The 18,803-nt window shown below is 36.0% G+C and carries 24 protein-coding genes; 22 read left to right on the top strand and 2 right to left on the bottom strand.

What is annotated here, in order from left to right:
* Window positions 1-19: 19 nt before the first annotated feature.
* The 3 genes from HMPREF0367_RS08505 to HMPREF0367_RS08495 are packed head-to-tail and all read left to right on the top strand — an operon-like array spanning window position 20 to window position 1,567.
* On the top strand, window positions 20-580 hold the full coding sequence (locus tag HMPREF0367_RS08505) for a chromate transporter (RefSeq protein WP_022355622.1): 561 nt from the start codon (window positions 20-22) through the stop codon (window positions 578-580).
* Window positions 577-1,131 (top strand): chromate transporter, encoded by a 555-nt coding sequence (locus HMPREF0367_RS08500; protein WP_015535586.1) that lies wholly within the window; start codon window positions 577-579, stop codon window positions 1,129-1,131. The genes HMPREF0367_RS08505 and HMPREF0367_RS08500 overlap by 4 nt, the downstream gene beginning before the upstream one ends.
* Window positions 1,132-1,138: 7 nt before the next feature.
* Window positions 1,139-1,567 carry an HD domain-containing protein gene (locus HMPREF0367_RS08495; protein ID WP_035403315.1) on the top strand — a complete coding sequence of 143 codons (429 nt, stop codon included), beginning with the start codon at window positions 1,139-1,141 and terminating at the stop codon, window positions 1,565-1,567.
* 51 nt (window positions 1,568-1,618) lie between these two features.
* On the opposite strand, the gene HMPREF0367_RS08490 is transcribed toward HMPREF0367_RS08495, so the two are convergent.
* Both HMPREF0367_RS08490 and HMPREF0367_RS08485 read right to left on the bottom strand, forming a co-directional pair.
* Complete coding sequence (locus tag HMPREF0367_RS08490; RefSeq protein WP_035403313.1) at window positions 1,619-2,467, bottom strand: YitT family protein; 849 nt, start codon at window positions 2,465-2,467, stop codon at window positions 1,619-1,621.
* 141 nt (window positions 2,468-2,608) lie between these two features.
* Window positions 2,609-3,418 (bottom strand): Cof-type HAD-IIB family hydrolase, encoded by an 810-nt coding sequence (locus HMPREF0367_RS08485; protein ID WP_035403310.1) that lies wholly within the window; start codon window positions 3,416-3,418, stop codon window positions 2,609-2,611.
* Between the two features lie 125 nt (window positions 3,419-3,543).
* On the opposite strand from HMPREF0367_RS08485, the gene HMPREF0367_RS08480 reads away from it, so the two are divergent.
* From HMPREF0367_RS08480 to rplD, 19 genes are all read left to right on the top strand, one after another.
* Window positions 3,544-3,861, top strand: a complete 318-nt coding sequence (locus HMPREF0367_RS08480) for a PadR family transcriptional regulator (protein WP_015535582.1) — start codon at window positions 3,544-3,546, stop codon at window positions 3,859-3,861.
* Window positions 3,858-4,835 carry an HAAS signaling domain-containing protein gene (locus HMPREF0367_RS10125; RefSeq protein WP_051335233.1) on the top strand — a complete coding sequence of 326 codons (978 nt, stop codon included), beginning with the start codon at window positions 3,858-3,860 and terminating at the stop codon, window positions 4,833-4,835. The genes HMPREF0367_RS08480 and HMPREF0367_RS10125 overlap by 4 nt, the downstream gene beginning before the upstream one ends.
* A 195-nt stretch (window positions 4,836-5,030) precedes the next feature.
* Window positions 5,031-5,444, top strand: coding sequence for a 30S ribosomal protein S12 (gene rpsL, locus HMPREF0367_RS08470; protein ID WP_015535580.1), 414 nt, complete (start codon window positions 5,031-5,033; stop codon window positions 5,442-5,444).
* A 25-nt stretch (window positions 5,445-5,469) separates the two neighbouring features.
* Window positions 5,470-5,940 carry a 30S ribosomal protein S7 gene (gene rpsG, locus HMPREF0367_RS08465; RefSeq protein WP_015535579.1) on the top strand — a complete coding sequence of 157 codons (471 nt, stop codon included), beginning with the start codon at window positions 5,470-5,472 and terminating at the stop codon, window positions 5,938-5,940.
* Between the two features lie 18 nt (window positions 5,941-5,958).
* Complete coding sequence (fusA, locus tag HMPREF0367_RS08460) at window positions 5,959-8,058, top strand: elongation factor G (protein ID WP_015535578.1); 2,100 nt, start codon at window positions 5,959-5,961, stop codon at window positions 8,056-8,058.
* Between the two features lie 66 nt (window positions 8,059-8,124).
* Window positions 8,125-9,309, top strand: coding sequence for an elongation factor Tu (gene tuf / locus HMPREF0367_RS08455; RefSeq protein WP_022355616.1), 1,185 nt, complete (start codon window positions 8,125-8,127; stop codon window positions 9,307-9,309).
* A 188-nt stretch (window positions 9,310-9,497) separates the two neighbouring features.
* Window positions 9,498-10,175 carry a DUF969 domain-containing protein gene (locus HMPREF0367_RS08450; protein WP_035403308.1) on the top strand — a complete coding sequence of 226 codons (678 nt, stop codon included), beginning with the start codon at window positions 9,498-9,500 and terminating at the stop codon, window positions 10,173-10,175.
* Window positions 10,176-10,177: 2 nt separating this feature from the next.
* Window positions 10,178-11,134, top strand: coding sequence for a DUF979 domain-containing protein (locus HMPREF0367_RS08445; RefSeq protein ID WP_035403305.1), 957 nt, complete (start codon window positions 10,178-10,180; stop codon window positions 11,132-11,134).
* Window positions 11,135-11,144: 10 nt separating this feature from the next.
* Window positions 11,145-11,789: a pyroglutamyl-peptidase I gene (gene pcp, locus HMPREF0367_RS08440; protein WP_015535573.1), complete on the top strand. Its 645-nt coding sequence runs from the start codon at window positions 11,145-11,147 to the stop codon at window positions 11,787-11,789.
* Complete coding sequence (locus HMPREF0367_RS08435) at window positions 11,789-12,271, top strand: hypothetical protein (RefSeq protein ID WP_015535572.1); 483 nt, start codon at window positions 11,789-11,791, stop codon at window positions 12,269-12,271. Before pcp ends, HMPREF0367_RS08435 begins: the two co-directional genes overlap by 1 nt.
* Before the next feature lie 3 nt (window positions 12,272-12,274).
* Window positions 12,275-12,730 (top strand): gamma-glutamylcyclotransferase family protein, encoded by a 456-nt coding sequence (locus tag HMPREF0367_RS08430; protein ID WP_035403384.1) that lies wholly within the window; start codon window positions 12,275-12,277, stop codon window positions 12,728-12,730.
* A gap of 63 nt (window positions 12,731-12,793) precedes the next feature.
* Window positions 12,794-13,036: a LysR family transcriptional regulator gene (locus tag HMPREF0367_RS08425; protein ID WP_035403303.1), complete on the top strand. Its 243-nt coding sequence runs from the start codon at window positions 12,794-12,796 to the stop codon at window positions 13,034-13,036.
* A gap of 9 nt (window positions 13,037-13,045) precedes the next feature.
* Window positions 13,046-13,630: a LysR family transcriptional regulator substrate-binding protein gene (locus HMPREF0367_RS08420; protein ID WP_081683667.1), complete on the top strand. Its 585-nt coding sequence runs from the start codon at window positions 13,046-13,048 to the stop codon at window positions 13,628-13,630.
* A 141-nt stretch (window positions 13,631-13,771) separates the two neighbouring features.
* Complete coding sequence (locus tag HMPREF0367_RS08415; RefSeq protein ID WP_035403298.1) at window positions 13,772-15,208, top strand: amino acid permease; 1,437 nt, start codon at window positions 13,772-13,774, stop codon at window positions 15,206-15,208.
* Between the two features lie 90 nt (window positions 15,209-15,298).
* The gene (locus HMPREF0367_RS08410) at window positions 15,299-16,618 is read left to right on the top strand and encodes a M18 family aminopeptidase (protein WP_035403296.1); all 1,320 of its coding nucleotides are present in this window, start codon (window positions 15,299-15,301) and stop codon (window positions 16,616-16,618) included.
* A complete protein-coding gene (locus HMPREF0367_RS10120; RefSeq protein ID WP_051335232.1) occupies window positions 16,618-17,262 on the top strand; it encodes a hypothetical protein in 645 nt (214 codons plus the stop codon). Before HMPREF0367_RS08410 ends, HMPREF0367_RS10120 begins: the two co-directional genes overlap by 1 nt.
* A 309-nt stretch (window positions 17,263-17,571) precedes the next feature.
* Window positions 17,572-17,883, top strand: a complete 312-nt coding sequence (gene rpsJ, locus HMPREF0367_RS08400) for a 30S ribosomal protein S10 (RefSeq protein ID WP_015535569.1) — start codon at window positions 17,572-17,574, stop codon at window positions 17,881-17,883.
* Between the two features lie 15 nt (window positions 17,884-17,898).
* Window positions 17,899-18,594, top strand: a complete 696-nt coding sequence (rplC, locus tag HMPREF0367_RS08395) for a 50S ribosomal protein L3 (protein ID WP_035403294.1) — start codon at window positions 17,899-17,901, stop codon at window positions 18,592-18,594.
* Window positions 18,594-18,803 (top strand): 50S ribosomal protein L4 (gene rplD / locus HMPREF0367_RS08390; RefSeq protein WP_035403292.1); only part of this gene is annotated, 210 nt, incomplete at its 3' end. The genes rplC and rplD, both read left to right, overlap by 1 nt.

The raw sequence follows: 18,803 nt of genomic DNA, 5'->3' as shown, positions 1-18,803 counted from the left end.
TTTAGGAAGGAATAGGATTATGAAGATAGATTATAAAGTGTTATTTCAACTATTTCGATCCACATTTTCATTAAGTGCATTTACTTTTGGTGGAGGATATGTGATCGTTCCTTTGATGCAAAAGAAGTTTGTGGAAGAGTATGAATGGATCGATAAATATGAAATGATGGATCTTGTGGCTATAGCGCAATCATCTCCAGGAGCAATTGCAATCAATGCTTCAATCATAATTGGATATCGCATACAAGGAGTTGTTGGGGCAATCGTCTCGGTGTTTGGGACGGTTCTTCCACCTTTTTTAGTGATTTCTATTATTACTTTATGCTACGACTGGTTTATTCAAGTTGAAGCGATTCAAACAATCTTATTTGGAATGCAAGCTGGAGTCTGTGCTGTAATCTGTGATGTGGTTTATAAAATGGCAAAAGATATCGTCTCGCAAGGTGAGGCGATATATATTGTATTGATGCTTGTTGCTTTCTTGTTAAGTGTTGTCTTTAATGTACATTTATTATTGATCATACTTGGATGTGGCATTGCAGGATATATATTTGAAAAGAAAAGAGGGGAAGTAAAATGATATTGATACAATTATTGTTAAGCTTCCTTCAAGTCGGATTATTAAGTATTGGTGGAGGGTATGCGGCTTTACCTATCATTCAAAATCAAGTTGTAGATTTAAATCATTGGCTTACAGTACGAGAGTTTGGAGATATTGTAACGATTTCACAAATGACACCGGGACCCATAGCAATTAATGCTGCAACTTTTGTAGGGACGAAAATTGCTGGAGTGCCAGGAGCAATTGTAAGTACATTAGGAACAGTATTGCCTAGTTTTGTGATTGTTTTGTTTCTGGCTTGGTTTTATTATAAGTATCGACAATTAAGAAGTGTTAAAGCAATCTTAAAAGGTCTTCGTCCTGCGGTTACAGCTCTAATTGCGGCTAGCGGAGTATCAATGATCATAGCCTGTTTTTGGCCAGAAGGTGCTGTTTCGTTGAGTGCTCTTAATATAGAAAGCTTGATTTTATTTATTGGAGCTTTTATAGTATTGAGAAAATTTAAAACAGGGCCGATTAAAGTCATGGTTGCGTGCGGGCTTGTGGCTCTAGTAATTTCATATCTATAGGTAAGTTATGTATGCACAAAGAGCATACGCATTAGCGAAAAAAGCACATCTAGGCCAAAAAGATAAAGGTGGAAACGACTATATTGAACATCCTAAAGCGGTAGCTTCTATGATGGATACAGATATAGAAAAAGCAGTGGCCTATTTGCATGATGTTGTAGAAGATACTAATATTAGCTTTGATGATTTAAAAGAATATGGGTTTCCTAATCAAATCATAGAAGCTCTAAAAGCCTTAACTAAACAAAAAAACGAGTCTTATGATGTTTATATTGATCGAGTGATAAGAAATCCTATTGCCAAAAAGGTTAAGTTGGCGGATATGAAGCACAATTCAGATATTACCCGTATCAAAAATCCAAGTCAAAAGGATTATGATCGTTGTCAAAAATATCTTGATAAGATTCAATATTTAATAAATAAGCCTCTATCTTAGGTTGATAAAGGCTTAATTATGGTCAAATATCTTTAAGATGTTTGATCTTTTTTATTGATATTTTTTCTTAGTAGAAAAACCACGTCCCCAAACTTCACTGACACGACTAACGATCATGAATGCATCTGGATCTAAGGCTCTAACTAGTTTTTCGATTTTTGGAAGTTCACGATTGGATACAACACTTAAGACAACGCTATGTTCATTTTTTAGATATCCACCTCTGGCGTTTAATAGCGTAACACCACGATCCATTTCGGATAAGATCTCTTCAGCAATTTTTTCAAATTTAGGGCTAATGATCTTTACTTCGGTTTTTGTTGTACCCATTAACAAGACTTTATCTAATACAATGGATGTAAGCAGGATCAAGATAATACCATACAACAATCTTTCAAGCGGATTGTATAAAGACTGACTTGAAAGGATGATAAAGTCAAAGACATATAGGCTTACGGATACTGGAATTCTGAAAAAATGATTTAACACAAGTGGAGGAATATCCATACCGCCGGTGCTGGCACCACTTCTTATTACAATGCCTAAAGCTAGACCAATGCCTAGTCCGGCAAAGATCGTGTTCAATAATTCATTGTTCGTAATTACAAATTCTCCCAATGTCTGATTAAAGAATTCAAGAGCAATTGGATACATTAAAGTACTGACAATTGTTGTCATTGCAAATTTCTTTCCCAAGACGATTAATCCAAGGATCAACATGCAGACATTAAATATTAAGATAAAAAATGAGACAGGGATTCCTAAAAAGTGATTTGCCAATAAGGCGATACCGGTAGTACCTGAACTCATTAAATTTGTTGGTAGAATAAAAAGTTTTACGACCAAGGCATAAATGATGTTTCCTATCATGACAGGAATAATTGATTTTAATACTGACATAATTCTTCCTCCAATTTCACAAAAAAACACGTTTGGCAGGAGAAATGATTTTCCCTAACAAACGTGGATCAAGGCTATTGCCTAATACGAGATATATTTTAATTTATTTTCTTTAAAAATCCAAGGAAAAAGAAACATAATTTAGTCTTTTTCTTCCTCTAAGATTTTCTTTACTGCATTATAGATACCATTATCATAGGTCGTAGTTGTCGAGAAGTTAGCAAAGCTCTTAACATAATCACTAGCATTTCCCATGGCAACGCCAATGTCAGCTTTTTCTAACATATGAATATCATTGGTGCTGTCACCAAAACAAATAGTATCTTTCCATGTTAGACCTTCTTTTTCCAGAATAGCTTCGATTCCTTTAGCTTTATCATTGTCAGCATTGAAAATATCGTAACAGAAACCATCGGTCTTTACATTGATTAAATCTTTTCTAAGCTCAGGATGATCTTCCATAAAATGTTTTAGTTTTTGATCATCTTTGGTCAATACTACGGCATTAAATACACGATGGCGTTTGTGGAATGCTTGATTTGGATCATAGAACAATGAATCTAACACATTACAGTATTTACAGAAATAATACATAGGGTAGAAATCATTATAAATATATGTAGCATCTCCAAAATGGAACATTAATCCATATTTTTCATCTGCACAAAGTTTAACGAGTTTTTCAACGTTTTCTTTTTTAATCGGATAAGCAGAAATCTCATTAAAATCTTTATCAAGGATATAGCTGCCATTGATAAGTACATAATAATCAAAATGAACTCTTTCTAATATAAGTTTCATTTGATTTAAAGGTCTTCCGGTTGCAGCACATACGGTATAGCCTTCTTTTCGAAGCATATCGATAGCTTCTAGAGCAGAATCCTGGATAATATCATTTTCAGTTTGATAAAGTGTCCCGTCCATATCAAAAAAAGCAATTTTATGTTTCATCTTAAAACCTCTTTTCTTACTTGATACTATTATACAAAATAAAATACATTTTGTGTCTTTTATATTAGCAATATGATTGAAATATAATACTATATGAAATATAATATTATTAAAGAGGTGATATTATGGCATTTCAATTAGGAGCAGGACTTTTAGAAGCTTGTGTATTAGGTGTCTTGGCAGATGAAGATACCTATGGCTATAAGCTTACACAAGAAGTTCGTAATGTGATGAGTGTTAGTGAATCAACTTTATATCCCGTATTAAGACGTTTGATGAAGGAAGGATATCTTGAAACATATGATCAAGAATACATGGGAAGAAATCGTCGGTATTATCATTTAAGTGCTAAAGGAAAGCTAAAACACTTGGATAATATAAAGGAATGGACACATTTTAGTCAGAACGTAGATTCATTGTTGCGGAAAGGGGAATTAAAATGACAAAAGAAACATATTTAGAAAGACTAGAAAAACTTCTCGAGGGCATGGATCCAAAGGAAAAAGAAGAAGCACTTGCGTATTGCCGAGAATATTTTGAAGACGCTCAAGATAAAGATGTTGAACAAATTATAAAAGAGTTAGGTACTCCAGAAGAATTCGCCGAACAATTAAAAAGTGATGAATCGTTTAAACAAAAAATAACGCCACCAGAGTTTAAGTATCAAATGAAAAATGTATCAAATGAAATATCGAAAACTTCAAGAAAGAAATCTAAATTACCTTTCATAATAGTCGGAGTGATTGCGGCATTTATAATAATTGGGGTTTTATTGAAATTTGTTCTTGGCTTTTATACGTTCCATGTTGTTGATAAAGTGATAATTAATAATAAGAATACACAAGTTTTTTCAAGTGAAGAAATGCTAGCGGCAGACTATACATTCCCTCAAATCAATAAAATAGAATTAGAAACAAATTGTTCTGTGTTGATACGACAAGGAAATTCAAACAAAATCATATTTAACGAATTGTATGATAGGGAAGTAAATGTCAACAGTAATGAAAATAAGGTTGAGGTTAAAGTAAATTCGACTCGTGATGAGACGAGTAAAAAGGTTATTATTGAAGTAGCAGATGAAAATGCAAATTTCGATATTGAATGTGATTCAGGAAATGTTACTGTAGAAAATATGGTCGGTAACAATATAGAAGTAAGTTGTGAAAATGGTAATATCGAAGCCAAAACAATAAACTTCAATATAGTTTCTTTAGATAGTTCTAATGGTAATATTGATGCAGAGCTAAGTGGCAAATTTGAAGACTATAGATATGAGTTAGAAAATGAGAATGGAACTACAAATGTTGGTGATATTTCTACTTCACATTCGATAGAAACAGAAGGCAATCATGGAGCAAATAAAAAATTAAGTTTAGAATCATCAAATGGAAATATTGATGTGCGTTTTGCAGGTTAATAGGTTTATAAAGCATAGTTTTTTAACTATGCTCTTTTTGTGCAAAAAAAATAAAAAAAGATTTGACATTTAAGTATCAAAAGTGTAATCTTAACGTGCATGCGTAAATTAGGTTCTTTTTAAGAGCCTTTATTAAACGGATGAAAAAGACACACCTGGAAGCGTGTGTTTAGAAGATTTTGAAAGGAGGATCTTATGCCTACAATCAACCAGTTGATTCGTAAAGGTCGTAAGGCCAGTCAAAACGTTTCAAAGTCACCAGCTTTGAATCGTGGTTACAACTCATTGCAGTCTAAGCCAACAAACTTGTCAAGCCCTCAGAAACGTGGAGTTTGTACTCGTGTTGGTACAATGACACCAAAGAAACCGAACTCAGCACTTCGTAAATATGCCCGTGTTCGTTTGAGCAATGGAATGGAAGTTACTGCTTATATTCCAGGAATCGGACACAACTTACAGGAGCATAGTGTTGTTTTGATTCGTGGTGGACGTGTTAAAGACTTGCCAGGTGTTCGTTACCATATCGTACGTGGTACACTTGACTGTGCAGGTGTAAACGACCGTAAACAATCTCGTTCTTTATATGGAACTAAAAAACCTAAGAAATAAATCAATCGTGAAAGGAGGAAATTAAATGCCTAGAAAAGGACACATTGCCAAACGTGACGTATTAGTAGACCCAATGTATAACTCCAAGTTGGTTACTCGTTTGATCAACAAAATCATGATTGATGGTAAAAAAGGGGTTGCACAAACTATTTTGTACAACGCGTTTGAAATTGTAGAAGTAAAAACAGGTAAACAGCCAATGGAAGTTTTCGAACAAGCATTGGAAAATGTTATGCCTCAGCTTGAATTAAAAGTTAGACGTGTAGGTGGTGCTAACTATCAGGTACCAGTTGAAGTAAGCGATGAACGTCGTTTAACTTTAGGTCTTCGTTGGATCGTAAATTATGCACGTTTACGTAATGAAAAGACGATGGAACAGCGTTTAGCTGCTGAAATCATCGATGCATCTAACGGAACAGGTGCTAGTGTTAAAAAACGTGAGGATACACATAAAATGGCAGAAGCAAATAAAGCATTTGCTCATTACCGTTGGTAAGAAAGGAGAGTCAGTTGAATGCCTAGAGAATATAGTTTACAGAATACTCGTAATATCGGTATCATGGCGCACATCGATGCTGGAAAAACTACAACAACTGAACGTATCCTTTATTATTCAGGTGTAAATCACAAAATCGGTGAAACACACGATGGTGCTAGTACAATGGACTGGATGGAGCAGGAACAAGAACGTGGTATTACAATCACTTCAGCTGCTACAACTTGCCATTGGAAAAAACTAGATGGTACAGGTGAAGAATGCCGTATCAATATCATCGATACACCGGGCCACGTAGACTTCACTGTCGAAGTAGAACGTTCTTTGCGTGTATTGGATGGTGCGGTTACAGTACTTGATGCTAAAGCAGGTGTTGAACCTCAGACTGAAACTGTTTGGCGTCAGGCTACGACTTATGGAGTTCCTCGTATTGTATTCGTTAACAAAATGGATGCTACGGGTGCTGACTTCATTATGTCTTGCAACACGATCATTGATCGTTTAGGTGCAAAATCATGCCCAATTCAGTTGCCAATCGGTGCTGAAAGCGATTTTGAAGCAATTATCGATATTATTGAAAGAAAAACATATCATTTCAGTGGAGACTATGGACGTAATATTACGACTAGTGAAGTTCCTGAAGATATGGTTGATCAGGTAGAAGAATATCGTACTAAATTATTAGAATATCTTGCTGATTATGATGAAGATTTCATGATGCAGGTATTGGAAGGTGAAGAACCATCAATTGACGAAATCAAACGTGTTTTACGTATTGCCGTTTGTGCTGGTGATTTCTTCCCAGTACTTTGTGGATCTGCTTACAAGAACAAAGGTGTTCAGTTAGTATTGGATGCTGTTGTTGATTACTTGCCAGCTCCAACAGATGTACCATCAATCAAAGGTACAACATTGGATGGGGAAGATGCTGTTCGTCATTCTAGTGATGAAGAACCTTTCTCAGCTCTTGCGTTCAAGATCATGACAGACCCATTTGTTGGTAAGCTTTCATTCTTCCGTGTGTACTCAGGTACAGCTACAGCAGGAAGCTATGTATTGAACTCTTCAAAAGGTAAAAAAGAACGTTTCGGTCGTATCGTGCAGATGCATGCTAACAGCCGTAAAGAAATTGACCAGGTATGGGCAGGGGATATCGCTGCTGCTGTTGGTTTAAAGGTAACTACTACAGGTGATACTTTATGTGATGAAAAGGATCCAATCATCCTTGAATCTATGGAATTCCCTGAACCAGTTATCGAATTGTCTTTGGAACCAAAAACAAAAGCTGACCAGGATAAGATGGGATTGGCTTTAGCTAAATTGGCAGAAGAAGACCCTACTTTCAAAACATATACAAATGAAGAAACAGGACAGACAATTATCGCTGGTGTAGGTGAACTTCACCTTGATATCATCGTTGATCGTCTTCGTCGTGAGTTTAAAGTAGAAGCAAACATTGGTAAACCACAGGTTGCTTATCGTGAAACAATTCGTCAGGCTGCTGAATGTGAAGGTAAATATATCCGTCAGTCAGGTGGTCGTGGACAGTATGGTCACGTATGGATCAAATTTGAACCTAATGAAGAAGGTAAAGGATTTGAATTCGTTGATGCAATCGTTGGTGGTACAGTGCCAAGAGAATATATCAAACCTACAATGGAAGGTTTGGAAGCTGCACTTGAAAATGGTATCATCGCTGGTTATCCAGTAATCGATATCAAAGCTACATTATTTGATGGTTCTTACCATGATGTCGATTCAAGTGAAATGGCATACAAGATTGCTGCTAGCATGGCTTTACGTGAAGCTGCTAAAAAATGTAAACCAGTTATCTTGGAACCAATCATGTTTGTTGAAGTAACTGCACCTAATGAATACTTAGGTAGCGTTATGGGTGACGTATCAAGTCGTCGTGGACAGATCACTGAACAGGAAGAACGTGGAAATGCCGTTATCGTACGTGCACACATTCCATTGTCAGAAATGTTTGGTTATGTAACTGACTTGCGTAGCTTCACTCAGGGACGTGGAACTTACTCTATGAAGTTTGATCATTATGCAGAAGTGCCAAAGAGCATTGCAGAAAAGATCATTAAAGAGAATTCAAAAGAAAACTAGTTGCTTTTAAAGGATTATTGAATTACAATAATTTTGCATGTATAGCATATTTAGGAGGAAATTTAAATGGCTAAGGAAAAATTTGACAGAAGTAAAACCCATGTTAATATTGGTACTATCGGTCACGTTGACCACGGTAAAACAACATTAACAGCTGCTATTACTAGCGTATTAGCTAAGAAAGGTATGGCTAAAGCAGAAGCATACGATGAAATCGACGGTGCTCCAGAAGAAAAAGAACGTGGAATCACAATTAACACTGCTCACGTTGAATACCAGACTGAAAAACGTCACTATGCACACGTAGACTGCCCAGGTCATGCTGACTACGTAAAAAACATGATCACTGGTGCTGCACAGATGGATGGTGCTATCCTTGTAGTTGCTGCATCTGATGGTCCTATGCCTCAGACTCGTGAGCACATCTTGCTTGCTCGTCAGGTAGGTGTACCTTACATCGTTGTATTCTTGAACAAATGTGATATGGTTGATGACGAAGAATTGATCGACCTTGTAGAAATGGAAGTTCGTGAACTTCTTAACGAATATGGATTCGATGGAGATGAAACTCCAATCATTCGTGGATCTGCATTGAAAGCTCTTGAAGGCGATCCTAAATACGAAGCAGCTATCGATGAATTGATGGATGCTGTAGATAGCTGGATTCCAGATCCAGAACGTGATATCGACAAACCATTCTTGATGGCAATTGAAGATGTTATGACAATTTCTGGACGTGGTACAGTTGCTACTGGACGTGTTGAACGTGGTACTGCTCACTTAGGCGATGAAGTTGAAATCGTTGGTATCCGTGAAACTTCTAAATCAGTATTGACAGGACTTGAAATGTTCCACAAACAGTTGGATGAAGCTCAGGCTGGTGACAACATCGGTGCATTGTTACGTGGTGTTGCTCGTACTGATATTCAGCGTGGACAGGTTCTTGCTAAACCTGGAAGTGTACACCCACACACAACTTTCAAAGCTCAGGTTTACGTATTAACTAAAGAAGAAGGTGGACGTCACACTCCATTCGTATCTAACTACCGTCCTCAGTTCTATTTCCGTACAACTGACGTAACTGGTGTAATCACATTACCAGAAGGAACTGACATGGTTATGCCTGGTGACAACATTGAAATGAATGTTGAATTGATTCACCCAATCGCTATCGAAAACGGTACTAAATTCTCTATCCGTGAAGGTGGACGTACAGTTGGTGCCGGAAACGTTATCGAAATCATTGCTTAATTTATTTTAAGTTAGTTTAAGAGAGTCAAATACTTAATAGATATCACAATATCTATAAGAGAGCGTTGACTCTCTTTTTTTCTTGATTAAAATGCAATAAATTTATGGAAAAATAATGAAAATAAATCACATTACATTGAAAAAAATTTACATTTTTTATATAATTCAGTGCAGAAAGGATGCTGAATATGGAATTACTTAAACTATTAGGAATTTTAATTGTAATCATAGGGTTCGTATTAAAAATGGATTCAATCTTGATCATAATGGTTGCTGCAGTTGTTACGGCCCTAGTTGGTGGAATGGACTTGGTAACTTTTTTGGAAACACTAGGTTCTAGTTTTGTTTCGAATCGAAGTATGTGTACTTTTATTATTGTATTGGTAGTTACAGGTACATTAGAGAGAAATGGCTTGAAACAAGCTGCTGCAGCATTGATGAAAAAGTTTAAAGGGGCTTCAGCTGGTATGGTGGTAGGCATTTATGGCGTTTTCCGTCTTATTTTTGCAGCGTTTAATATCAGTTTTGGTGGATCGGCTGGATTTATTCGACCAATTGTAATGCCAATGGCTGAAGCGGCTGTTGAAAAAGAAGGTTATGAGATCAATGAAGACCATCTAGAACAGTTAAAAGGAATGTCTGCTGGTATGGATAATGTTGCCTGGTTCTTTGGACAGGTGTTGTTTGTTGGTACGAGTGGTATGTTACTTGTACAGTCTACTTTAGCAGATCTTGGATATGAGGTGGAATTAATTGATTTAGCTTCTGTTCAGATCCCAGTAGCTATAATGGCAGTTGGTTGTGCAATTGTTTACTATTATATAAAAGATAAACGATTAATGAAACAATATAAGAAAGGAGCCTAGTCATGACAAATCCTATTGAATATTTTATGAGTGTAGATATCACAATGTCAGATAAGCTTCTTGAAGTATTATATTTTGTGATAGGTTTAATTACTTTGTATGTAGCTTTTAGAAATTTACAGGATAAAGAGAATAAGAAACGATATGGTTCGTTTATTTTCTGGTTTTTGCTTGGATTAATGTTTGTGATTGGACCATGGATTCCACCTTTGTATACGGGTATATTAATGGTTTTGATGGTATTGAGTCCAATATTAAAACAAGTTGGGGTAGGTTCTGAACCGGCACCATCTAACGAGGAAACAGAGAAAAATTACAAAAAAATTGGTATGAAAATTTTTATACCTGCATTATCAATAGGTGTATGTGCTCTAGCCTTTGCTTTGGTAACTCCAATTTCTCCTTTAGTAGGTATGGGTGTTGGTGTATTAGTAGCCTTTATTATGCTATTGGCTTATTCTAAAGACAATACACCGTCTATTATCATGCATGATTGTCGCAGGATGATGGATATTGTTGGCCCATTGAGCATGTTACCTACATTGCTGGCTGCTTTAGGATCGGTATTTACTGCTGCTGGAGTAGGCGATGTTCTTTCAGGTTTGGTTGCCAACGTAATTCCAGAAGGTAATATCGTTATTGGTATGATCGTTTATTGTGTTGGTATGGCCTTATTTACAATGATTATGGGAAATGCATTTGCAGCTATCACGGTCATGACCGTTGGAATTGGTGCGCCTTTTGTACTAGCTTATGGCGCTGACCCGGTAATTGTAGGCTCTCTAGCTCTAACTTGTGGTTATTGTGGTACTTTATGTACACCGATGGCTGCTAACTTTAATATGGTTCCAGTCGCGGTGTTGGAGATGAAGGATAATAACGGAGTTATTAAGAATCAGATTTTGATTGCAGTAATCATGCTGGTTATCCAAACTGTTATGATGATCATTTTATCTTAGGAGGTTTGACATGAAGATATTAGTTACAGGTTTCGATCCATTCGGAGGAGAAAAAATAAACCCTGCTTTTGAAGCAGTAAAATTAATTCCAGATTGTATTGAAGGAGCCGAAATTATTAAACTAGAAGTTCCTACAGTATTTAAGAAAGGGCCTCAGGCAACAATTGATGCGATTGAAAAATATCATCCAGATTATGTATTCTGTATCGGTCAAGCTGGAGGGCGCTCACAAATAACTCCAGAATTTGTAGGAATCAATTACGCACAGGCAAGAATACCAGATAATGATGGAGATCAGCCTTTCAATCAACCTTTAGTTGAGGGTGGACCTGCAGCATATTTTACTCAATTACCAGTATATGCTATGGTTGAAAAAATGAAAGAAAATGGTATTCCTGCATCCGTTAGTTATACAGCTGGTACCTATGTATGTAATGCCATGTTGTATTGTGTACTGCATGCCTTAAATACAAAATATCCAAATATAAAGGGTGGTTTTATGCATGTACCATATGCTACAAGTCAAACTGTCAATCAGCCAGCTGGAACACCAGGCATGAATCTAAATGATATTGCTAGAGGTATAGAGTTAAGTATTGAAGCCATTATAGAAAATCCAACAGATATCATGGCACAAGGAGGAACAACGCATTAATGTTTGATCCTCAACAATTGGATGAGACTATCTATCTTTCAGGGGTAATGATGGAAACAAATTCAGATACATTGTTTGAAGATTTAAAGACTATCAGTAAAAAATATGCAAAAATCAAACCTCAAATCAAACATTTAAAAAAACCTGTTTATACAGTGGTTGCGACATCAAGCAAAAAGTTATTTATGGGAGATATGACTGAAAAAGCAAACAAACAGATGGCTTCTTTAAAAATTGAAAAAGGGCAGTGGATTGTAAAAGTTCCAGTCAAATATCATACTCAAGCCTTGTTGCCAGCTAAAGTCGCAGAATTAAGAAAGAAGTTTTATCAAGATTGGCTTCCATATCAGGACTTTGATCAAGATGATGCATGGCAAGATCTGGAAGTGTATCATTATCGTAAGAGGCGTTTTCGAAAGGCGACAAAAATGGTTATGGAACTTTGGTTTTGCATAAAGCCGATACAGAAAGATAAGGTGTAGATGATGAGTAATATAAAGTATTTAGATCTTTATTATGCTGCATATGGCAGTAATATGAATTTAGAAGAAATGAAAAAACGTTGTCCTGATGCTAAGCATGAAGGAACAGGAACCATTGAAGGATATGAACTTTTATTTTGTGGTGAAGCAGGAAGAGCATATTTGAATGTTCGACCTAACTCTGCAAAAAAAGTAAATGTATGTTTGTTTAAAATTTCGGAAAATGATTTAAAATCTTTAGATGAATATGAAGAATATCCTAAATTGTATGGACGTAGTAAATGTGATGTTTTCATGGATGATGGAAGCATTAAACAAGCTTTCTTTTATGAAATGGATCCGTCATATGAGATTTCAACTCCATCTGAATCGTATTATAGAAGAGTTGAACAAGGATTTCGAGATAATGATCTTGACACTAGATTCTTGGAAGAGGCTTATGCAAAATGTAAGAGATAGAAGAAGGAACGCTCCTTCTTTTTCTCATTTTTAGGTAGTATTTTTTAGTCAGGAGGATCAGATATGGATATCGATAGGTGTAGGGCATTGATTTATGCGATAGATACTGGAAGTCTTTTTGCCGCAGCGGGAAAGCTAAATATCACAACTTCAGGAATCAGCAAAATGATGTCAACTTTTGAACATGATATAGGTTTAAAGTTATTATATCGAAATCGGGGAGGAGTAATTTCTACAAAAAAATGTCTTGATATCCTTCCTTCGATTCGTCAATTGGTAGAACAAAATGAGATGTGTGATAAATAAGTAGAAACGATATCAGAACAACCACAAGGAAGAATTAAGATAGGATGTGCACACCATGCGTATCTTAGTTGGTTAGGAGATATTACAAAAGAATTTCAAAAAGTTTATTCTAAAATTGAAATAGAGTTGATTCACGATTATAGTTCAAATCTATTAAAATCTGTTGAAAATCATGAAATAGATGCTTGTATTATTTCTAAACGAGAAGGTAATCATAAGTGGATTCCTTTATATAAGGATAAGCTTGTTGCATGGGTATCCGAAAATCATAAACTTGCAAAAAAGAATTCAATTTTGATTGAACAGTTAAAAAAGGAGCCTTTTATCGCAACCCATGTTGGTGAGAATACAGATTATGCTAGAATCTTTAAAAAATATCACATAGTTCCAAACACCAGGCTGGCAACAAAAGATGTGTTTGTTACATATACGATGGTAGAAGCCGGATTGGGGATTAGTGTTGAGCATAGCTTGATTGCAAAAGTCTGGCAAGGAAAGGTAAAATGTCTTCCTATTGATTTTTCAACAGATATTGAAATAGGGTTGGCATATCTTGAAAATGAAAATGAGGGTTTAGAAAAAGTAAATCATTGAAAAAAACATAAAAAATTGTCAAAAAGTTCAAGGATATTTAACATTTGTGCAAATATCTTTAACTTTTTTTCAACGTTTCTTTGACATTTTATCAATAATATGTGATTATATGTGTACGTATTGAAAGGAGAGAACTATATAATGGATAATTCTCAAAAGAAAATCAAATGGTACATGCTTTCATTTATGTGTTTCTCAACTCTATGGGGATTTGGAAATGTCGTAAATGGATTTATGTACTTCAATGGAATCCAGGTAATCTTCTCTTGGATCTTGATGTTTGCTCTTTACTTCGTACCAAATGCGTTAATGGTTGGTGAGTTAGGTTCAGCATTTAAAGATCTAGGTGGTGGTGTTACTTCTTGGGTCCGTGAAACTACTGGTTCAAAAGTTGCGTATTATGCAGGATGGACTTATTGGGCATGCCATGTAACTTATATCGCATCAAAAGGTTCTGGTGGTTTGAAAGCGTTGAGCTGGATGGTGTTCCAAAATGCAGAAACTTACGATACATTCCCTACATTGTACGTACAGTTAGCTACTTTGGCAGTATTCTTGTTCTTCTGCTGGGTTGCAAGCCGTGGTTTGAACCCATTGAAGAAACTTGCTACTTTAGCAGGTTCTAGTATGTTTGTTATGAGTATTCTTTACATCTTATTGATGTTTGCTGCTCCAGTTATCAACCCTAATGGTGGATTTGTTAATATGGACTTCAGCTTGGATAACTTGATTCCAACATTCGATGTAAGCTATTTTACAAACTTGTCTATCTTGGTATTTGCTGTTGGTGGTATCGAAAAGATTTCTCCTTATATCAATAAAGTTGAAGGAAACCCTGGAAAACAGTTCCCTAAGAGTATGATCTTCGCTGCTATCATGGTTATCATTTGTGCAATTTTCGGTACTATTGCTATGGGTATGATGTTTGATCCTGAAGTTGTATTCGCATCTGCAGAATCTCAAACTGCTTATATCGCTAATGGTGCATATTGGGCATTTGAAAAACTTGGAGAATACTATGGTGTTGGTAACTTGTTAATGATTATTTATGCTGCATGTAATGCTATCGGACAGTTCTCTACATTAGTAGTAAGTATCGATGCTCCATTACGTATGTTGCTTGATGATCCAAATACTCGTCAGTATGTTCCAAAACAATTATTGAAACAGAACGATGTTGGTGCTTATATCAATGGTATTTGGATGGTAGTTATTCTTTCAGGAGCAATCATCGTAGTTCAAATGATGGGTTCAGGTGCTGCAGAAGTATTGGCTCAGTTGAATAAATTGAACTCTGTATGTATGCCTCTTCGTTACTTATGGACATTCTTCGCGTACTTTATGCTTGTTAAAGCTGGAGAAAAATTTAAACGTGAATATAAGTTTGTTAAGAATAGAACTGTAGGTATGGTATTCGGTGCTTGGTGTTTTATCGTAACATTGGCTTGCTGTATCTTAGGTATGTATTCTGATGATATGTTCACAATGATCCTTAACGTTGTTACTCCATTCGTGTTAACAGCATTAGGATTGATCTTGCCAGCTATTCGTAAAGCTCAGGACGCAAAAGAAGCTTAAGATCATCGATAAAAAGAAACCGGTTTTTGAGCTGGTTTCTTTTCTTTTATGAAGAATAATGGTATTCTTGAAAAAGGGAGGATTCACAAAATGAACAATATTGAAATTACAAAAGAATTACTGTCATTTATTCAAGACAGCCCAAGTATGTTTCATTCAATCAAAACAATTCGTACATATTTAGATAAGGATGGATTTACTTATTTACCAGAAGGAAAAACATGGACAGTTGAAAAAGGTGGAAAATATTATACGATCCGCAATCATTCAAGTGTTGTTGCTTTTAAAGTAGGAAAAGAATTGGATGATTATCATTTCCAGATGACTGCATCACATTCTGATTCACCTACATATAAAGTAAAAAGCGTTCCTGAATTAACAGGACAGGGTGAATATCTACGTTTAGATGTAGAAGCTTATGGTGGCATGATCGATTCAACATGGTTTGATCGCCCATTGACTGTAGCTGGTCGTGTATTGGTGCAGACAGGAAATAAAGTTGAAAGTAAACTTCTTTATATTGATAAAGATATCTTGATCATTCCAAATGTCGCAATTCACTTCAATCGTGAAATCAACAATGGTTATTCTTATAATCGCCAGATTGATCTTTGCCCATTATTCTCTACAGGTGAATTGAAAAAAGGTGCTTTTGATCAAATGGTTGCTGATGAGTTAGGGGTAGAAGTATCTCAGATCCTTGCAAAAGACCTATTCTTGGTAAACCGTCAAAAACCAGTTATCTGGGGATTGAAGGATGAATTTGTATCAACACCTAAATTAGATGACTTGCAGTGTGCATTCGTATCTTTGAAAGCTTTCTTAGATTCAAATAATGATCATGCCGTTAATGTATATGCTTGTTTCGATAATGAAGAAGTTGGTTCAAATACAAAACAAGGTGCAATGTCTACATTCTTGTATGATGTTCTTCAAAGAGTAAATGGTTGTCTAGGAAAAACAGCGGATGAATATTATCAGGCAGTCGCAAGATCATTCCTGGTAAGCTGCGATAATGCACATGCTGTTCATCCAAACCATCCAGAAAAGACAGACCAGGTAAACTGTTCATATATGAATAAGGGTATCGTCATCAAAGAAAGTGCAAACCAGAAATATACAACAGATGCTTTCAGCCGTGCCTTGTTCACAGGTATCTGTAATAAAGCAGGTGTGCCGGTACAGACATTTGCAAACCGCTCAGATGTAGTGGGTGGATCTACTCTTGGCAACTTGTCAAATACACAGGTAAGTGTGCATGCTGTTGACTTTGGTCTTCCTCAGTTGGCTATGCATTCATGTTATGAAACAGCTGGTATCAAAGATACAGGGTATGCAGTTGAATCTTTGACAGCTTTCTATAATACAAATGTAAAAATTGATGAAGCTGAAGGGATCATTTACGAATAATGATCGATTATACAAAATATAAGTGGCTGGATGTACAGGCAAGCTTGCCTGAAAGTGCACAGATCAAAGAAAAAGAAGCCAAACGACTTCTAGATACATTAGATAAGAAAGATTTTACATCAGCAAAAAAAGATATTTTAGCTAGATATTATTTTGATCAGTGTGAAAAATATGCTCAGGAAGATCGCCTTGATCAAATTAAACTTGATTCCAATTTAACTCGTGATTTTCGCTCATGGCCAAAAAGTTCTTCTTTTAAGAAGATGGTGGAGCAAGTGGTTCAAAGTGATAAAGGTAAATTTGTAATGTCTGGTATCGTTATAGTTATGACAGGAACATTATTGGTTTTTTTCCTGGTAGCGATATTGACAGGAAAATTCTTGTTTAATATTTGGGTAGATGGTATCGTAGGTGCTTTATCAATCGTATTCTTATATCGTAATATGAAGATCAAGTATCGTTTGGTTAAACGCTATACGGCATCTAGAGATTACTTATATTTGGATATAGCAAGTTTTGTATTGTGCTTCTTATTAAAGATATGGCTTCCAGTATCATTTGATTTCTCTTTGATCATCTTGTTTATCGCACATTTTGTATCAAAGAAGAAATTCGAGAAGATGTTGGATGAATTTACGATTTAATCTTAAGCTTTCGGATAAAACCGAAAGCTTTTTTTACTAGGAAAGTTTATGAAATAAAAAATCATTAAATATATGAAATTGGATAGAAATTAGTAGAAAAAACACATAAAAAAGGGTTGGATTTAAGTGTTTGACATTACTTAAAAATCTTTTAAAAATAAGGCTTGCATGCCCTTTTTATTTATGGTAAACTCTATGGGCATTGCGAGGAAGTGCGAGGTTGCTGACCCACTGAAAAGCGTTGTCATGGGTGGAGTCAGGTAATTCGTATGGAGCATGTTTATCTAGAATAAACGAAAGGAGTAAAACATGGCAAAAAATACTATGAGAATTCGCTTAAAAGCGTATGAACATCGCATCTTGGATGATAGTGCTAAAAAAATCGTCGAAGCTGCAACTAAACACGGAGCTAAAAAAGTTGTTGGTCCCGTACCGTTACCAACGGAAAAACAGGTTGTAACAATTCTTCGTGCTGTTCACAAATACAAAGATTCACGTGAACAATTCGAAATGCGTACACACAAACGTTTAATTGAGATCGTTGCACCTACTAAGGAAACAATCGATTCATTACAGAGATTGGAACTTCCAAGTGGTGTGGACATCGAAATTAAACTTTAATGGAGGTGTCTTGAGATGAAAGGACTTTTAGGAAGAAAATTAGGAATGACACAGGTCTTCACAGAAGATGGTGTCTTGATCCCGGTAACTGTAGTTGAAGCAACTCCAAACGTTGTTTTACAGAAGAAAACAGCACAGAGTGATGGATATGATGCAGTTCAGTTAGGATTTGAAGAAATCAAAGAAAAACGTACTACAAAAGCAAACATCGGACACTGCAAAAAAGCAAACACTAGTCCAAAACGCTTTATCAAAGAAGTACGTAACTGCGATATGGATGTTAACGTTGGTGATTTAATTGACGTAACAATCTTCGCAGCTGGTGAAACAGTTGACGTTATTGGAACTAGCAAGGGTAAAGGTTACAACGGTACTATCGTTCGTAACAATGCTCACCAGGGGCCAAAATCACACGGTGGTTCTAAGAACATTAGACACATCGGTTCATTGGCTACTAACGGTATCACTTCACGTCAGGGACGTATCATGAAGGGTACTATCATGGCTGGTCAGGAAGGTGGTTATACAACAACTAACCCTAACTTGACAGTTATCAAAGTTGATAAGGAAAATAACTACTTGTTAATTAAAGGAAATGTTCCTGGACCTAAAAAAGGATTAGTAATGGTTCGCACTGCTAAGACTTCTAAGGGTGACAAAGAACCAGTAACTTTAATTGACTACAGTGCTACTAAGGAGGTTCAAGAATAATGGCTACAATCGACGTTATTAACCAAACTGGTGCTGTCGTTGGTTCAATGGAACTTAACGATGCCGTATTTGGAATTGAACCAAATCAGCAGAGCTTGTTTGATGCATTGGTAATGCAGCAGGCAAGTCGTCGTCAGGGAACAGCTGACACAAAAGGACGCAGCGAAGTTTCTGGTGGTGGACGTAAACCTTACCGTCAGAAAGGAACT

Origin of the sequence: Faecalitalea cylindroides ATCC 27803 (assembly GCF_000469305.1) — a bacterium.
Lineage (GTDB): Bacteria > Bacillota_I > Bacilli_A > Erysipelotrichales > Erysipelotrichaceae > Faecalitalea > Faecalitalea cylindroides.
Note: the sequence above shows the minus strand (reverse complement) of the source record. Positions and strands in the feature narration are given on the sequence as shown.

What these genes read in the sequence shown, in the direction of transcription:
- HMPREF0367_RS08505 (WP_022355622.1), top strand. Translation starts at nt 20, where the DNA reads ATGAAGATAGATTATAAAGTGTTATTTCAACTATTTCGATCCACATTT.
- HMPREF0367_RS08500 (WP_015535586.1), top strand. Translation starts at nt 577, where the DNA reads ATGATATTGATACAATTATTGTTAAGCTTCCTTCAAGTCGGATTATTA.
- HMPREF0367_RS08495 (WP_035403315.1), top strand. Translation starts at nt 1,139, where the DNA reads ATGTATGCACAAAGAGCATACGCATTAGCGAAAAAAGCACATCTAGGC.
- HMPREF0367_RS08490 (WP_035403313.1), bottom strand. Translation starts at nt 2,467, where the DNA reads ATGTCAGTATTAAAATCAATTATTCCTGTCATGATAGGAAACATCATT.
- HMPREF0367_RS08485 (WP_035403310.1), bottom strand. Translation starts at nt 3,418, where the DNA reads ATGAAACATAAAATTGCTTTTTTTGATATGGACGGGACACTTTATCAA.
- HMPREF0367_RS08480 (WP_015535582.1), top strand. Translation starts at nt 3,544, where the DNA reads ATGGCATTTCAATTAGGAGCAGGACTTTTAGAAGCTTGTGTATTAGGT.
- HMPREF0367_RS10125 (WP_051335233.1), top strand. Translation starts at nt 3,858, where the DNA reads ATGACAAAAGAAACATATTTAGAAAGACTAGAAAAACTTCTCGAGGGC.
- rpsL (WP_015535580.1), top strand. Translation starts at nt 5,031, where the DNA reads ATGCCTACAATCAACCAGTTGATTCGTAAAGGTCGTAAGGCCAGTCAA.
- rpsG (WP_015535579.1), top strand. Translation starts at nt 5,470, where the DNA reads ATGCCTAGAAAAGGACACATTGCCAAACGTGACGTATTAGTAGACCCA.
- fusA (WP_015535578.1), top strand. Translation starts at nt 5,959, where the DNA reads ATGCCTAGAGAATATAGTTTACAGAATACTCGTAATATCGGTATCATG.
- tuf (WP_022355616.1), top strand. Translation starts at nt 8,125, where the DNA reads ATGGCTAAGGAAAAATTTGACAGAAGTAAAACCCATGTTAATATTGGT.
- HMPREF0367_RS08450 (WP_035403308.1), top strand. Translation starts at nt 9,498, where the DNA reads ATGGAATTACTTAAACTATTAGGAATTTTAATTGTAATCATAGGGTTC.
- HMPREF0367_RS08445 (WP_035403305.1), top strand. Translation starts at nt 10,178, where the DNA reads ATGACAAATCCTATTGAATATTTTATGAGTGTAGATATCACAATGTCA.
- pcp (WP_015535573.1), top strand. Translation starts at nt 11,145, where the DNA reads ATGAAGATATTAGTTACAGGTTTCGATCCATTCGGAGGAGAAAAAATA.
- HMPREF0367_RS08435 (WP_015535572.1), top strand. Translation starts at nt 11,789, where the DNA reads ATGTTTGATCCTCAACAATTGGATGAGACTATCTATCTTTCAGGGGTA.
- HMPREF0367_RS08430 (WP_035403384.1), top strand. Translation starts at nt 12,275, where the DNA reads ATGAGTAATATAAAGTATTTAGATCTTTATTATGCTGCATATGGCAGT.
- HMPREF0367_RS08425 (WP_035403303.1), top strand. Translation starts at nt 12,794, where the DNA reads ATGGATATCGATAGGTGTAGGGCATTGATTTATGCGATAGATACTGGA.
- HMPREF0367_RS08415 (WP_035403298.1), top strand. Translation starts at nt 13,772, where the DNA reads ATGGATAATTCTCAAAAGAAAATCAAATGGTACATGCTTTCATTTATG.
- HMPREF0367_RS08410 (WP_035403296.1), top strand. Translation starts at nt 15,299, where the DNA reads ATGAACAATATTGAAATTACAAAAGAATTACTGTCATTTATTCAAGAC.
- HMPREF0367_RS10120 (WP_051335232.1), top strand. Translation starts at nt 16,618, where the DNA reads ATGATCGATTATACAAAATATAAGTGGCTGGATGTACAGGCAAGCTTG.
- rpsJ (WP_015535569.1), top strand. Translation starts at nt 17,572, where the DNA reads ATGGCAAAAAATACTATGAGAATTCGCTTAAAAGCGTATGAACATCGC.
- rplC (WP_035403294.1), top strand. Translation starts at nt 17,899, where the DNA reads ATGAAAGGACTTTTAGGAAGAAAATTAGGAATGACACAGGTCTTCACA.